This window comes from Sphingopyxis sp., assembly GCF_036675685.1.
In the GTDB taxonomy this organism is placed as follows: domain Bacteria; phylum Pseudomonadota; class Alphaproteobacteria; order Sphingomonadales; family Sphingomonadaceae; genus Sphingopyxis.
Genome location: NZ_JAKFEM010000011.1, coordinates 1 through 13,385, shown reverse-complemented (window position 1 = coordinate 13,385; position 13,385 = coordinate 1). Strand labels below are relative to the sequence as shown.

At 64.7% G+C, this 13,385-nt stretch carries 15 protein-coding genes; 10 read left to right on the top strand and 5 right to left on the bottom strand.

What is annotated here, in order from left to right; genetic code table 11:
* Positions 1–77: 77 nt before the first annotated feature.
* The gene (locus V6M50_RS05620) at positions 78–863 is read left to right on the top strand and encodes a polyphosphate kinase 2 family protein (RefSeq protein WP_332817573.1); all 786 of its coding nucleotides are present in this window, start codon (positions 78–80) and stop codon (positions 861–863) included.
* A 54-nt stretch (positions 864–917) separates the two neighbouring features.
* Positions 918–1,457, top strand: a complete 540-nt coding sequence (locus V6M50_RS05615; protein ID WP_332817572.1) for a J domain-containing protein — start codon at positions 918–920, stop codon at positions 1,455–1,457.
* Positions 1,458–1,470: 13 nt separating this feature from the next.
* Here V6M50_RS05615 and V6M50_RS05610 read toward each other — a convergent pair whose 3' ends face one another.
* Positions 1,471–1,656: a hypothetical protein gene (locus V6M50_RS05610; protein ID WP_332817571.1), complete on the bottom strand. Its 186-nt coding sequence runs from the start codon at positions 1,654–1,656 to the stop codon at positions 1,471–1,473.
* A gap of 114 nt (positions 1,657–1,770) precedes the next feature.
* Positions 1,771–2,478, bottom strand: coding sequence for a monofunctional biosynthetic peptidoglycan transglycosylase (gene mtgA / locus V6M50_RS05605; RefSeq protein ID WP_332817570.1), 708 nt, complete (start codon positions 2,476–2,478; stop codon positions 1,771–1,773).
* A gap of 101 nt (positions 2,479–2,579) precedes the next feature.
* Between mtgA and V6M50_RS05600 the strand changes: the two genes are divergently transcribed.
* Positions 2,580–3,380: a transporter gene (locus V6M50_RS05600; RefSeq protein ID WP_332817569.1), complete on the top strand. Its 801-nt coding sequence runs from the start codon at positions 2,580–2,582 to the stop codon at positions 3,378–3,380.
* Between the two features lie 150 nt (positions 3,381–3,530).
* Here V6M50_RS05600 and V6M50_RS05595 read toward each other — a convergent pair whose 3' ends face one another.
* From V6M50_RS05595 to V6M50_RS05585, 3 genes are all read right to left on the bottom strand, one after another.
* Positions 3,531–4,145: a hypothetical protein gene (locus V6M50_RS05595; RefSeq protein WP_332817568.1), complete on the bottom strand. Its 615-nt coding sequence runs from the start codon at positions 4,143–4,145 to the stop codon at positions 3,531–3,533.
* Between the two features lie 86 nt (positions 4,146–4,231).
* The gene (gene rpoH, locus V6M50_RS05590) at positions 4,232–5,134 is read right to left on the bottom strand and encodes an RNA polymerase sigma factor RpoH (protein WP_332817567.1); all 903 of its coding nucleotides are present in this window, start codon (positions 5,132–5,134) and stop codon (positions 4,232–4,234) included.
* 81 nt (positions 5,135–5,215) lie between these two features.
* Positions 5,216–6,172, bottom strand: a complete 957-nt coding sequence (locus V6M50_RS05585) for an RluA family pseudouridine synthase (RefSeq protein ID WP_332817566.1) — start codon at positions 6,170–6,172, stop codon at positions 5,216–5,218.
* 139 nt (positions 6,173–6,311) lie between these two features.
* Here V6M50_RS05585 and V6M50_RS05580 point away from each other — a divergent pair, with 139 nt between their 5' ends.
* The 7 genes from V6M50_RS05580 (at position 6,312) to V6M50_RS05550 (ending at position 13,151) form a co-directional block, all read left to right on the top strand.
* Positions 6,312–6,953 (top strand): histidine phosphotransferase family protein, encoded by a 642-nt coding sequence (locus V6M50_RS05580; RefSeq protein WP_332817565.1) that lies wholly within the window; start codon positions 6,312–6,314, stop codon positions 6,951–6,953.
* Between the two features lie 150 nt (positions 6,954–7,103).
* Complete coding sequence (locus V6M50_RS05575; RefSeq protein WP_332817564.1) at positions 7,104–9,536, top strand: chemotaxis protein CheA; 2,433 nt, start codon at positions 7,104–7,106, stop codon at positions 9,534–9,536.
* The gene (locus tag V6M50_RS05570) at positions 9,533–9,970 is read left to right on the top strand and encodes a chemotaxis protein CheW (RefSeq protein WP_332817563.1); all 438 of its coding nucleotides are present in this window, start codon (positions 9,533–9,535) and stop codon (positions 9,968–9,970) included. The genes V6M50_RS05575 and V6M50_RS05570 overlap by 4 nt, the downstream gene beginning before the upstream one ends.
* Positions 9,971–10,045: 75 nt before the next feature.
* Complete coding sequence (locus tag V6M50_RS05565) at positions 10,046–10,420, top strand: response regulator (RefSeq protein WP_039575078.1); 375 nt, start codon at positions 10,046–10,048, stop codon at positions 10,418–10,420.
* A 37-nt stretch (positions 10,421–10,457) separates the two neighbouring features.
* Entirely contained in the window at positions 10,458–11,540 is a 1,083-nt protein-coding gene (gene cheB / locus V6M50_RS05560; protein WP_332817562.1) for a chemotaxis-specific protein-glutamate methyltransferase CheB, read from the top strand.
* Positions 11,537–12,394, top strand: coding sequence for a CheR family methyltransferase (locus tag V6M50_RS05555; protein ID WP_332817561.1), 858 nt, complete (start codon positions 11,537–11,539; stop codon positions 12,392–12,394). Before cheB ends, V6M50_RS05555 begins: the two co-directional genes overlap by 4 nt.
* Before the next feature lie 67 nt (positions 12,395–12,461).
* Complete coding sequence (locus tag V6M50_RS05550) at positions 12,462–13,151, top strand: N-acetylmuramoyl-L-alanine amidase (protein WP_332817560.1); 690 nt, start codon at positions 12,462–12,464, stop codon at positions 13,149–13,151.
* Positions 13,152–13,385 lie beyond the last annotated feature (234 nt).

The window sequence follows — 13,385 nt, the reverse complement described above, 5'->3', positions numbered from 1 at the left end:
GGCGCGCGCTGTGCCAGAAAATGACATCGTCGCATCGCGCTTGGTAAGGCGGAATGGATTGCGCTAGGGAGGGCGCCATGAGCATTTCCCTTTCCGACCATGAAGCCGGCGCTAAATATGATGGCGACTATTCCGACGCGCTCGACGCGCTGCAGGAACGGCTCGAGCGTGTGCAGGCAGCGCATATCACCCATGGCCAGCGCAGCGTCATCATGTTCGAGGGCTGGGACGCGGCGGGGAAGGGCGGCATCATCAAGCGCATGACCGCGCTGCTCGACCCGCGCTATTTCGAAGTCTGGCCGATCAGCGCGCCGACCGACGAGGAAAAGGCGCGCCATTTCCTCTGGCGTTTCTGGAAGCGTCTGCCCGGCAACCGCGAAATCTCGATCTTCGACCGCAGCTGGTACGGCCGCGTCCTCGTCGAGCGTGTCGAGGGCTTCGCGAGCGAGGCCGAGTGGCGCAAGGGCTATGACGAGATCAACGAGTTCGAGGCACAGCTGACCGGCAGCCGCACGAACCTCGTCAAAATCTTCGTCCACCTGACGCAGGACGAGCAGGACAGGCGGTTTGCCGACCGGCTCGACGATCCGTGGAAGCGGTGGAAGACGGGTCCGGAGGATTATCGCAACCGGTCGAAGCGCAAGGACTATCTCGCCGCGATGGACGAGATGTTCGCGCAGACGAACACGCGCTGGGCGCCGTGGAAGGTGATCGACGGCAACAACAAGAAGACGGCGCGCATCACCGCGCTGACGCATGTTGCCGAGGCGCTGGAGACCGTCGTGCCGATGACACCGCCCGATCTCGACCCCGCGGTCGTCAAGCTTGCGGGCAAGGCGTTTGGCTACAAGCCCAAAGACTAGGTTTTTCGCCCCTCTCGGCTAGCAATCGCGCGCCCCAGACGCTACATGGGGGTGATGAGCCGCGCCAAGAGATCCGATGATTGGGGTTTTCCCCGCTGGCGCCCCTATGGATCGAGCACCGAAGCGCAGAGGGTTCGCCTCTGCGATCGCCACGGCTGCACCAACCCCGGCAACTGCCCCGCGCCCAAATCGCCGAACAGCCCCGAACGCTGGTATTTCTGCGAAACCCACGCGGCCGAATATAATCGCGGCTGGGACTATTTCGAAGGATTGAGCGCCGAAGACGCCGCCGAGCGCGCCGCCGACGAAGCGCGCGGCGCGCGCAGCTATGCGCGGGCCCAGCATTATGCCTGGGGCGGGTCGGGTGATGGCAGCCGCAGCGCTGACGAAATGCGCGCGCTCGAAATCCTCGACCTCGAACCCGACGCCGATTTCGAGGCGACGAAGAAAGCGTGGCGGGGTCTCGCGAAGGAATGCCACCCCGACGTCAAGCCGGGTGACGCCGAGGCGGCCAAGCGCTTTGCGGCGGGGCAGGCGGCGTTCGAGGTGCTCAAGCAGGCCGAAGAACGGAAAAGCTGGAAGCCCGCCGGCTGACCCGCTGGCGACGTCAGGTCGCCGACGCGGTCACCTCGGCATCGGCGCTGCTTGACTTGGCATAATCGACATAGATCCCGCCCATGAACAGCGGGCAGGCAAGCGAAGCGAAGATGCCCGCGAATGCGCGGACAGCCCGAAAATAGAGAACCGCCCGCACGGCGAAGAAGAGAAGAAGTGCAAGGAAAAGAATAGCCATGGATGCCCCCATCGATGATTGCGCATCGGGGCTAGCAGCTAGGGATTAAAGAGGGGATAAGAGCATGGCATCAGGTTGCTTTTCGCTGCCCGTGACTCTGCCCGATGCAGCACCTTACTGATAGATACACGCATCCAGCCCGTCGCGCTTCACCACGCCGACGCGCGCACGGATCGTGTTGCCATAACGGCGGGTGAAGCCCGACGGGCTTACCGCCTCGCGCTTCTTGGGCAGCGGCAGGATCGCCGCGATGCGTCCCGCCTCGGCGGGGGTCAGCTTGCTCGCGCCATGCCCGAAATAACGCTGCGCCCCCGCCTCGACGCCATAGGTGCCGATGCCGGTCTCGGCGACGTTCAGGTAAACCTCCATGATCCGGCGCTTGCCCCAGATTTTTTCGATCAGGAAGGTGAACCACACTTCGGGGACCTTGCGGATATAGCGGGTCCAGCCGGTGCCTTGCCACAGGAAGACATTCTTCGCGGTCTGCTGGCTGATCGTCGATCCGCCACGCATCCTTTTGCCCTTCGCGTTGCGCTCGATCGCCTGCTCGATCGCGTCGCGGTCGAACCCGTCATGGCTGCAGAATTTGCCGTCCTCGGCGGCGATGGCGGCGGCGACCATGTTGCGGTCGATGTTCGACAGGCTTTCCCAATCCTTGGTGATCCCGCTGCTGTCGACCAGCATCGTGAAGGTCACCGGCGGCGGCACGACCGCATAGATGAGCACCCAGAGCACCGAGGCGATAATGAACCAGAGTAGCCATTTGAACGGCCGGAGATACCAGGGGAGCTTGCGCTTCTTTGCGCGAGAGGGTTTCGTCATGCGGGCAAATTAGCCGCTTGTCGTCCGGAGGCAAGCGGGCTTGATCCGCCTTTCGCCTTGCGGGACAAGAAAGGCGGCCGTTCGACGAAAGAGAGGTCCGCATGTCGCTTCGATCGCTATTGCTGCTTGCCGCGGCGACCGCCGCCGCGCCGGCCTTTGGACAAGAGGATCGGCGCGATCTTTGCCCCGACCGGCCGGGACTCGGCACCCCCGCCTGCACGGTCGAGCCGGGGTCGGTGCTGTTCGAGATCGGCCTTGCCGACTGGACGCTCGATCGCACCGCCGATAGCCGGACCGATAGCTGGACGTTCGGCGACGCACTGCTGCGCGCCGGACTGACCCCGTCGCTCGAGGTGCAGGTCGGCTGGACGATGCTCGGCCATGTGCGCGAGCGCGACCGGGCGACCGGCGACGTGACCAGCCGGACGCGGACCGGCGATGTGACGCTCGCGTTGCGGCAGAATCTCAGCAATCCCGACGGCTCGGGCTTTTCGGTCGCGCTGATGCCCTATGCGACATTGCCGCTCGGCGGTGAGAGCATCGGTGCAGGCGATTGGGGGGCGGGGATGATCGTGCCGGTCAGCTTCGAACTCGGTGCGCTGTCACTTGGGTTCACCCCGCATGCCGACGCCGCGGTCGATAGCGACGGCGATGGTCGCCATCTGGCCTTTGGCTCGGTTGCGGGCATCGGTTTTGGCGTGTCCGACGATGTTTCGATGGCGGCGGAAGTGTCGCTGACCCGCGACCGCGACCCGGGCGGGCATGCGACCGAAGCGCTCGCCGGGCTTTCGGCCGGCTGGCAACCCGACGCCGACAGCCAGTGGGACGTCGGCGCCAACGTCGGGCTCAACCGCGAGAGCCCCGACGTCGAACTCTATTTCGGCTTTGTGCGTCGCTTTTGAGGTTGGGTGTTCTCTGACTTGAAGGACCGCTGTCGTCTCTTCCTTCGTCATTCCCGCGAAAGCGGGAACCCAGCTGCAACGGTTGTTCGCTGGGTTCCCGCTTTCGCGGGAATGACGAGGGTTGGGAGGTCTTCCCTCGATCACCCCGCCTCAACTCTTCGGCGGCTCGTCGTCCTTCTTGTCCGTTGCTGTATCGATTGCGTCGCCCGCTTTCGCCGCGGCGCCCTTCGCCGCATCGGCCGCATCGCTCGCCAGCGAGCGCATCTTCGCTTCGGCCTCGGCTTCCCTGCCGCTCATCACCAGCCACGCCATCACCGCGGCGGCGATCAGCGACAGCAGCGCGAGCCAGTAACCGAAGTGCCAATTGACCTGGATCATCGCCAGCGCGGCCTGGTCCATATTGCCGTTCGACCCGTTCTTCGCCGCCTCGGCGAGGATCGCGTCCTTGCTGTAACGCCAGGTGCCGACGAAAATCAGCGCGAGCGCCGCGACCGAGGTGCCGAGCACCAGCTTCGCCGCCTCGCGGCCCCTGGTGAAAAGAAGGATCAGTCCGCCCGCAATCGCGAGCAGTGCGAGGATCAGCCAGAAATTCAGCGAAGCGCCGTCGCCGGCCTGCGACGCCTGGCCCATCGCGGTGACACGGCCAAAGGCAAGGCCGAAACCGCTCGCCTCGACAAGTTTTTGGTCGGAACAGCTGACGGTCATCCACGGCAGCAAGAACGCCAGCAGCGCGATGCCCTTGGGAATCCGGATCCATTTCCACATGACAAGTCCCCCTTCGGTCGACCCGAAGGGGAGGCTAGTCCTTTGCGCCCGCGAGTCAAATCGCGGACATTAGGGACGGACGCGGGTCAGGCGTTGATCAGCCGCCGGTCGCCGGCGAGCTTCAGCATCGCCTTTTGCAGCTTTTCGAACGCGCGCACCTCGATTTGGCGGACGCGTTCGCGGCTGACGTCGTAGACTTGGCTCAGGTCTTCCAGCGTCTTGGGATCGTCGGTCAGGCGGCGTTCGGTCAGGATGTGGCGCTCGCGCTCGTTCAGTGTTTCGAGCGCTTCGCTGAGCAGCGAATGGCGCACATCGCGTTCCTGCGCCTCGGCAACGCGCTCGTCCTGCAACGGGCCTTCGTCGCCAAGCAGATCCTGCCACTGGCTGTCGCCATCTTCGCCCATCGGGACGTTCAGCGAGGTGTCGCCGCCCATCGCCATGCGGCGATTCATGCTGACGACTTCGTCTTCGGTGACACCCAGGTCGGTCGCGATCTTGGTGAGATGTTCGGGCGACAGGTCGCCGTCCTCGAACGCCTCCAGACTGTTCTTCATTCGGCGAAGGTTGAAGAACAGCTTCTTCTGTGCCGCGGTGGTGCCCATTTTGACGAGGCTCCACGACCGCAGGATGAATTCCTGGATCGACGCGCGTATCCACCACATCGCATAGGTGGCGAGGCGGAAGCCGCGTTCGGGGTCGAACTTCTTCACGCCCTGCATCAGGCCGATATTGCCTTCGGAAATCAGCTCGCTGACGGGCAGGCCATAGCCGCGATACCCCATCGCGATCTTCGCGACGAGCCGCAGGTGCGAGGTCACGAGCTGCGCCGCAGCTTCGTTGTCGCCATGCTCCTGGAACCGCTTCGCGAGCATATATTCCTGCTCGGGGGTGAGCAGGGGGAATTTCCGGATTTCGGCCAGATAGCGGTTCAGGCTCGCCTCGCCGCCGAGCGCGGGCACCGTTGCCGGAACATTGCTTTTGTTAGCCATTGATAGCGTCTTCCCTAATTTTTCAGAGGAGAAATATGCCGCGGTTGGTCCCTGCGGTCGAGATAGATTTTCATTCGAAACCTAAACGCGCAATTCATCGATCAGTTCCCGCATGTCGCTTGGGAGTTCGCTGTCGAGCGCGATGGTGTTACCGGTCACCGGATGAATAAAGCCCAAATGGGCCGCGTGCAATGCCTGCCGCGCGAAATTACGGGCTTTCAGCACGTCCGACAGCGGCTTTCTGGCCCGTCCATAGACCGGATCACCGACCAGCGGATGACCGATATGCGCCATATGCACGCGCACTTGGTGCGTCCGCCCGGTTTCCAGCCGGCATTCGACCAGGCTCGCGTGCTGCAGCGGCTCGATCGTGCGGTAATGCGTCACCGCGCGCTTGCCGCGTCCTTCGGCGACCACCGCCATTTTCTTGCGATTGGTGTTCGACCGGCCGAGCGCCGCGTCGATCGTCCCGTTGACCGGCATCGGGCGTCCGGTTGCGATCGCGAGATAGCGGCGGTCGATGCTGTGCGCCGCGAACTGCTTGGCCAGACCTTCATGCGCGCGGTCGTGCTTTGCGGCAACGATCAGCCCGCTCGTATCCTTGTCGATGCGGTGGACGATCCCGGGCCGCGCGACGCCGCCGATCCCCGATAACTGTCCGGCGCAATGGTGGAGCAGCGCGTTGACCATCGTGCCGTCGAGATTGCCGGCGGCGGGATGGACGACCATGCCCGCGGGCTTGTCGACGACGATCAGATGCTCGTCCTCATATGCGATGACCAGTCCCATATCCTGCGCGACATTATGCGCGGGCATTGCGGCGGGCAGGCGGACTTCGATCGTTGCGGGGGCGGCGGCTTTGGCCGAGGGGTCCCACAATATGGTGCCGCTCGCGTCGACGACGCGGCCGCCCTTGATCAGGCTCTTCAGCCGTTCGCGCGACAGGCTGGGCAACGCTTCGGCCAGCGCCCGGTCGAGCCGCAGCCCGGCCGCGCTATTGTCCAGCGCCACGGTCAAAATGTCGTCATCCCCCTGCATTGATAGGAATGTGGTTTTTGGACGCCGAAATTCAAGGGCCACGGCTCGCCGTATCGCGCTTGCTCTGAACGGGTTCGGTGCCGTAGGAGCAGCCCACGCCGGAAATGTCCGGACACTGCGCTGGGGAGCCTGTTGATTCATGACCGACGATCGCGTCGATTTCGCCTCGATGCTGGCCTCGCGCCTGTGTCACGATCTGCTGAGCCCGGTCGGCGCCTTCGCCAACGGGCTCGAACTGCTCGCCGACGAAAAAGACCCGGCGATGCGCGAGCGCTGCTTCGAATTGCTCGAGCAAAGCGCCAGGACGTCGGCGAACAAACTGAAATTCTTCCGCCTGGCCTTCGGCTCGGCGGGCGGCTTCGGCGAGCTTGTCCCGGCCGATGAGGCGAAGTCGGCGATCCAGGGCATCATCGGCGACCGCGCGATCGACCTCAACTGGATGATCGGGACCGATCCGCTGCCCAAGCCGGCGGTGAAGATCATCCTCAACTTGTCGCTCCTGCTGGTCGATGCGCTGGTGCGCGGCGGGCGGCTCGATATCGGCTGCGAAAAGCAGGGGGAGGGCATCGAAATAGCGCTGCATGTCGAGGCCGAACGCCTCTTCCTCGACGCCGATGTCGAAACGATCCTGAAGGACGGCGAGGGCGCCAGCGTGATGACCTCGCGCACCGCGCCTGCGGTGCTGGTGCAGGCGGTCGCGGCGCAGAATGGCGGCACGGTGATGCTCGCGTGCGAAACGCCGACCTCGCTGCTGGTCGGTGCAGTTCTGCGCGGCCGCTAATCCCTACCTTCGTCATTCCCGCGAAAGCGGGAACCCAGTGGCAACGGTAGTTTGCTCGTTCCCGCTTTCGCGGGAATGATGAAAGAGGCGGAGCGCGAATTTTTCCCGCGCCAATCTCGCCAGTAAAACCCTCCTTAACCATTGTGCGCCATGGTGAAGCCTCGATTTCTGGGGCGCGCCGATACCTTCATGGACGATCTGCTGAACGACTTTCTCGCCGAAACGGCGGAAATCCTTGCCGAAGCCGGCGGGGCTATCATCGCGTGGGAGGCCGATCCCGCCGACCGCGCGCAGCTCGACGCCATTTTTCGCCTCGTCCATACAATCAAGGGCAGCTCGGGTTTCCTTGCTTTGCCGCGCGTTACCGCGCTCTCGCACGCCGCTGAAGACGCGCTCGATCAGGTGCGGCGCGGCAACCGCCAAGCGAATGCCGCGCTCGTCACCGGCGTCCTTGGCATCGTCGACCGCCTGAGCGACCTGTGCACGGCACTCGGCCAGAATGGCGTCGAGCCGGCGGGTGACGACCGCGATGTGATCGGCGCGCTCGCCGAGCCGGATTCGCCCGGCGATGCGCCGTTCGACGTTGCGGGCGTGCCGCTGCGCCGCGACGATGATTTTCAGGCTGAACTGCAAAGCTGGCGGTCGATCCGCGTGCCGCTGCCACTGCTCGACAGCGTGATGACCGGGGTCACCGACATCGTGCTCGCACGCAATGAATTCGCGCGCATGCTTCGCGAATCGGGTGCCGACCCGTCGGTCATCGCCTCGTTCGACCGCCTCTCCGATTCGATTGCCGGGATGCGCCAGTCGGTCAGCCAGATGCGCATGCAGCGGATCGACAAGCTGTTCGCGCCGCTGCCGCGCATTGTCCGCGACCTCGCGCAGGACATGGGCAAGAAGATCGCATTCCAGACGAGCGGCGGCGAAGTCGAACTCGACCGCGAGATGATGGAAAATATCCGCGACCCGCTGATCCATATCGTCCGCAATGCGATCGACCATGGCGTCGAATCGCTCGAGGATCGCGTTGCCGCGGGCAAGGACATCACCGCGACCATTTCGGTCTCGGCGCGCCAGTCGGGCAACCAGATCGAAATCGAGATCCGCGACGATGGCCGCGGCCTGTCGCCCGACGCACTGGTCGCCAAGGCGATTGCCTCGCGCGCCGTGACCGCGAGTGAGGCACGTGCGCTTGGCCCCAAGGAAAAGCTCGACCTCATTTTCCGCCCCGGCTTCTCGACCGCGGCCAAGATAACTGCGGTGTCCGGCCGCGGCGTCGGCATGGATATCGTCAAGGCGAATGTCGAAAAGATCGGCGGCGTTGTCGAACTGCGCAACGATGAGGGCAGGGGGCTGACGATCCTTCTCCGCGTGCCGATGACGCTGACGATCATCTCGGGGCTGATGGTCCGCGCGGCGGGGCAATATTTTGCGATTCCACGCGGTGCGGTGCGGGAAATCCTGCTCGAAAGCGGCGATACGGTGCGCGTCGACCGCGTCGGCGGCGGCGAACTGGCGACCGTTCGCGGCGAACAATATCCGCTGCTCCGCCTCGAGGCGGTGCTCGGCTGCGAGCGCGACGACAGCGACGACGCCGACGACCGCGCGCTCGTCATCGTCCGGCCGGGGCAGGGACAAAGCTATGCGCTCAGCGTTGCGGCGATCCACGATCATGAGGAACTGGTGATCAAGCCCGCGGCGCCGATGATCATGGCGACCGGCCTCTATGCCGGGACGACATTGCCCGACAACGGCCGCCCCGTCTTGCTGCTCGACGTCCAGGGTCTGCTCGCCGTGGCGGCGGTCGACGCAACCGAATCGGGCCGCAGTCACGACCGGATGGTCGAAGCCGAAGCGCAGGCGGCCGCGGCGCGGGGCGCCGCACAGCTGCTGCTTTTCCGCGATGTGGGTGGCCGTGTCCGCGGTGTGCGCCTGTCGGTGATCGAGCGGGTCGAGGAAGTCCCCGCGTCGGCGCTGTTCGAAAGCGCGGGCCGCGTGCAAGCCCAGATCGGCGACGATATTTTCGCGGTCCACACCGCCAGGCTGCCCGATGCGCAAGTGACGCAGAAGCTCCTCCGCCTTCACGACGGCCACTCGGTGCTCTGCTACCCGATCGCCGAAGTGATCGACATCGTGCGCCTGCCCGATGCGGTCCAGCCGTCGGCGGCGCCGGGCCTGATCGCGGGCATCGTGCTCGTCGGCGGCGATCCCGTCGAACTCATCGATCCCTTCTGGCTGATGGAACAATATGCGGGCGGCGTGGCCACACCGTCGCAGCGCGAGCCGCTTTGCCGGCTTGCCGACGATCATGACGGCTGGGGCGACAATTTCCTTGCGCCGATCCTGCGCAACGCCGGCTACCGCGTCGCGTCGGGCGACGAGGCCACCGACGAAGCGCCCGACGTGCTGCTGTGCCTGACCGAGGATGACGGGCTTTGCGTGCATGCGGCGGGCGAAGTGCCCGTCATCCGCCTGCGCACCACGATCGCGGCGGCCGGGCCGGAGGACGAAACCGTCTATCGCTACGACCGGCAGGCCTTGCTCGACGCACTGCGCCGCCGCGTCGGGGGAGAGCGCGCATGATGGAAAAACTTTATCTGATCGCGCGCATCGCCGACACGCGCGTTGCGCTGCGCAGCCGCGCGATCAATTCGGTCGTGACCGTGGGCACGCCGGTCGAGGTGCCCGGCGCGCCGCCGCACGTGACCGGGCTGTTCGCGCTGCGCAGCCGCGTCTTCACCCTCATTGACCCGCATGTCGTCGTCGGACTGCCCGCGGTCCCGGTGGCGCCGGGCCAGCGGGTGATCGTCGTCGATGTCGCCGAGCATGGTTATGCGCTGCTCGCCGACGAGATCGAGGATGTCTGTTTCATCGACGCGCCCGAAACACGCGTTGCCGGCAAGCTGCTGCCCGGCTGGGCGCGCGTCGCCGATGCGATGATCGAACATCGGGGCGCATCGCTGCTCGTGGTCGATCCGTCGCATTTCATCACCTTGCCGGTGCTCAATGCGGCTTAGGGTGACCCTTAATTAACTGGCTGGACACTCCTTCACATTAGCATGGCGTGAAATCTGGGGGTTGCGGAGGTATAAATGTCGAAATCTTGTCTGGTCGTCGATGACAGCAAAGTCATTCGCAAGGTCGCGCGCCATATTCTTGAAAGCATGTCTTTCGCCGTCGAAGAGGCGGCTGACGGGCAGGAGGCGCTGACCTTCTGCCGCGCCAACCGTCCCGACGTCATCCTGCTCGACTGGAATATGCCGGTGATGAGCGGGATGGAGTTTCTGGGCGCGTTCAACGATCTCGACTATGGTCGGGAAGAACGGCCCCGCGTCGTTTTCTGCACGACCGAAAACAGCATCGACCATATCCGTGCCGCGATCGAAGCCGGGGCTGACGAATATGTGATGAAGCCGTTCGACCGCGAAACGCTGGAAGGAAAATTGCAGCTCGTCGGCATCGCTTGAGCCAGGGTCACCAGTTCGCATGGCCCGGCCGCAACCCTTGATACCCGATCCGGAACCGTCGGCGCGGACGGTCCGGGTGATGCTCGTCGACGACAGCCTCGTCGTGCGCAGCATCCTCGAACGCATCGTCGACCAGCGGCCGGGGCTCCAGATTTGCGCGTCGGTCGCGTCGGCGCATGACGCGCTCGCCTATCTGGCGCGCGAACCCGTCGATGTCGTCGTGCTCGACATCGAAATGCCCGGGATGAATGGTATCGACGCGCTGCCGCATATCCTCGAGCGCGCGGCAAAGGCGCGCGTCCTCATCCTCTCGTCGAACTGCCTCGAGGGCGGCCCCGCCGCGATCGACGCGCTCGCGCTGGGTGCCAGCGACACGCTGGCCAAGCCCGGGCGCGGCAGTTTTTCGGGGCGTTTCGCTGAAATATTGACCGACCGGATTATGACGCTGGGCCATCAGCAGGACCACCCGTCGATCGCCCGCGCTGGACAGCGGGTAGCCTCTGCGCCGGTTCCGGTCGCCATCGATACCGACCAGCCGATCGAGTGTATCGCTGTGGCTGCGTCGACCGGCGGGATCCCGGCCTTCGCCAATTTTCTCGCCAATCTCGACCCGCGCATCAATGCCCCGATCCTCCTCACCCAGCATTTGCCCGACGCCTTCATGGAATTTTACGCGAAGCAGATCGCGACGATGACCGCGCGCCGCGTGCGCGTTGCCAAGGCCGGAATGGCGGTCGAGCGCGGCCATATCTATCTCGCCCCCGGCGATGCGCACCTGCTCGTCGTCGCCAATGGCCGTCGCCGCGAACTCGCGCTCGATCACCGTGTCGTCGACAATGGCTGTTGTCCTTCGGCCGACCCGATGCTCGATTCGGTTGCCGATGTGTATGGCAAGGGCGGCGTTGCCGTGATCCTGAGCGGCATGGGCCGCGACGGCGCGATCGGCGCCGCCCGGCTGAAGGAAGCGGGAGGCACGATCTTTGCCCAGGCCCCCGAAAGCTGCGTGATCTGGGGAATGCCGGGCGCGGTGGCCAAGGCCGGCATCGCCGCCGCGACACTCAATCCCGATGCGATCGCGCTGATGCTCGGCAGCTTTCTTCCCGGGCGCCGCAAGTCATGATGGGATCGAGCGCCAGCGAATCGGCCTATCGCGTCCTGATGGGGGTGCTCGAATCGCGCACCGGGCAGACACTGTCGCCCAGCCGCATCTGGCGCATCGAAATGTCGCTGAAACCGGTGATGCAGCGCCACGGCATCGCCGACCTCGACGCGTTGGTCGCCGCGCTCGTCACCTCGAACAGCCGGCAATTGCTCGACGATACGGTCGATGCGATGCTCAATAACGAAACCTATTTCTACCGTGAATACAGTGTATTCGACGAAATAGCTGCGACAGCACTGGAGCGAATCCGCGAAATCAACGCGCTGCGCCGCCGCGTGACGATCTGGCATTGCGGTGTGTCGACCGGCCAGGAAGCCTATTCGATGGCGATGCTGATCGCCGAACAGGGCGAAAAATGGGCGGGCTGGCAGGTCGACATCGTCGGCACCGACGTCAGCTATCACGCGATTTCGCGCGCCCGCGTTGGCCTCTACAGCCAGTTCGAGATCCAGCGCGGGCTGCCGGTGCAGCGGATGGTTCGCTGGTTCGACCAGACCGACGGCGGCTGGCTCGCCAAGGCGGACCTGCGCCGCCGGATCGATTTTTCGGTGCAGAATATGCTGACCGACCGGCCGCCGCTCGCGAGCCCCGCCGACCTGATCTTCTGCCGCAACCTGCTGCTCTATTTTTCCGCACCGATGCGCCAGAAGGCGTTTGCGCGCCTGCGCGCCATGGCCGCGCCGCAAAGCTTCCTCGTGCTCGGCGCCGGCGAGACGGTGCTCGGGCAGACCGATCAGTTCGTTGCGAGCCCGCGCCTGCGCGGCCTTTACGAGCCCGCCGACCAGCAAGTACGCCGCGCGGCGGCTGCCTGACCTTGCTTTTTGCGCGCCACTGGCGCAATCGACGGCTTGGCAAGCACAGGACGGGCCCGCAAAGCGCATGAGCGATTTTATCGAACGCTGGTCTCCCAATTTCGACGAGCGCGCGCTGCCCATCTCGATGATCGTGCTGCATTACACCGGTATGAAGAGCGGTGCCGAAGCCATTGATTGGCTTGCCGATCCCGATTCGAAGGTGTCGGCACATTATGTCGTCAGCGAAGATGGCCAGATCACCGTCATGGTGCCCGAAGACAAGCGCGCCTGGCACGCCGGAAGGTCGCACTGGCGCGGGATCAGCGACATCAATTCGGCGAGTGTGGGGATCGAGATCGTCAACCCTGGCCACGAATGGGGCTATGTCCCGTTCCCCGACCCGCAGGTCGCCTCGGTCGTGCGCCTCGTCCACATGATCAAGGATCGCCATTCGATCACGCGCGGCAATGTCATCGGCCATTCAGACATCGCGCCAACGCGTAAGCAGGACCCCGGCGAGTTGTTCCCGTGGGAAGAACTGGCGCGTCGCCGCCTCGCGCTGCCGCGCCCGACCAAGAAGCTCACCGATCCGTTGTGGACCGACGCCGGCTTCCTGCTCGCGCTCGAACGTTTCGGTTACGATGTGACCGACGGTTTTGCGGCGACGGTTGCGTTCCAGCGGCGCTTCCGTCCCGAGCTGATCGACGGCACCATCGACGGCGAATGTCGCGCAATATTGCTCGCGCTGCTGCTCCCCCAGCCCGAGGGGAATTAGAAGCGGCTTTCTTGTCCCGGAGGCAGGTTATTCTCGCTAACTTGGAGCGGCTAGGCTATACTCCTTCCCGCCAGAGGGTCGGGCGATCGCCGCCGGTGGGGTATCCTGCCGGGGGAGGAAAGTCCGGGCTCCACGGAAATCACGGTGCCGGATAACGTCCGGCGGATCGGGCTTCGGCCAGGTTCAGGGAAAGTGCCACAGAGAGCAGACCGCCAAAGGCTTCGGCCCGGCGAA

Coding starts and splice junctions, on each gene's coding strand:
- V6M50_RS05550 (WP_332817560.1), top strand. CDS start 12,462: ATGAGCGATTTTATCGAACGCTGGTCTCCCAATTTCGACGAGCGCGCG.
- rpoH (WP_332817567.1), bottom strand. CDS start 5,134: ATGGCTAACAAAAGCAATGTTCCGGCAACGGTGCCCGCGCTCGGCGGC.
- V6M50_RS05555 (WP_332817561.1), top strand. CDS start 11,537: ATGATGGGATCGAGCGCCAGCGAATCGGCCTATCGCGTCCTGATGGGG.
- V6M50_RS05575 (WP_332817564.1), top strand. CDS start 7,104: ATGGTGAAGCCTCGATTTCTGGGGCGCGCCGATACCTTCATGGACGAT.
- V6M50_RS05600 (WP_332817569.1), top strand. CDS start 2,580: ATGTCGCTTCGATCGCTATTGCTGCTTGCCGCGGCGACCGCCGCCGCG.
- V6M50_RS05565 (WP_039575078.1), top strand. CDS start 10,046: ATGTCGAAATCTTGTCTGGTCGTCGATGACAGCAAAGTCATTCGCAAG.
- mtgA (WP_332817570.1), bottom strand. CDS start 2,478: ATGACGAAACCCTCTCGCGCAAAGAAGCGCAAGCTCCCCTGGTATCTC.
- V6M50_RS05610 (WP_332817571.1), bottom strand. CDS start 1,656: ATGGCTATTCTTTTCCTTGCACTTCTTCTCTTCTTCGCCGTGCGGGCG.
- V6M50_RS05580 (WP_332817565.1), top strand. CDS start 6,312: ATGACCGACGATCGCGTCGATTTCGCCTCGATGCTGGCCTCGCGCCTG.
- V6M50_RS05585 (WP_332817566.1), bottom strand. CDS start 6,172: ATGCAGGGGGATGACGACATTTTGACCGTGGCGCTGGACAATAGCGCG.
- V6M50_RS05570 (WP_332817563.1), top strand. CDS start 9,533: ATGATGGAAAAACTTTATCTGATCGCGCGCATCGCCGACACGCGCGTT.
- V6M50_RS05595 (WP_332817568.1), bottom strand. CDS start 4,145: ATGTGGAAATGGATCCGGATTCCCAAGGGCATCGCGCTGCTGGCGTTC.
- V6M50_RS05615 (WP_332817572.1), top strand. CDS start 918: ATGAGCCGCGCCAAGAGATCCGATGATTGGGGTTTTCCCCGCTGGCGC.
- V6M50_RS05620 (WP_332817573.1), top strand. CDS start 78: ATGAGCATTTCCCTTTCCGACCATGAAGCCGGCGCTAAATATGATGGC.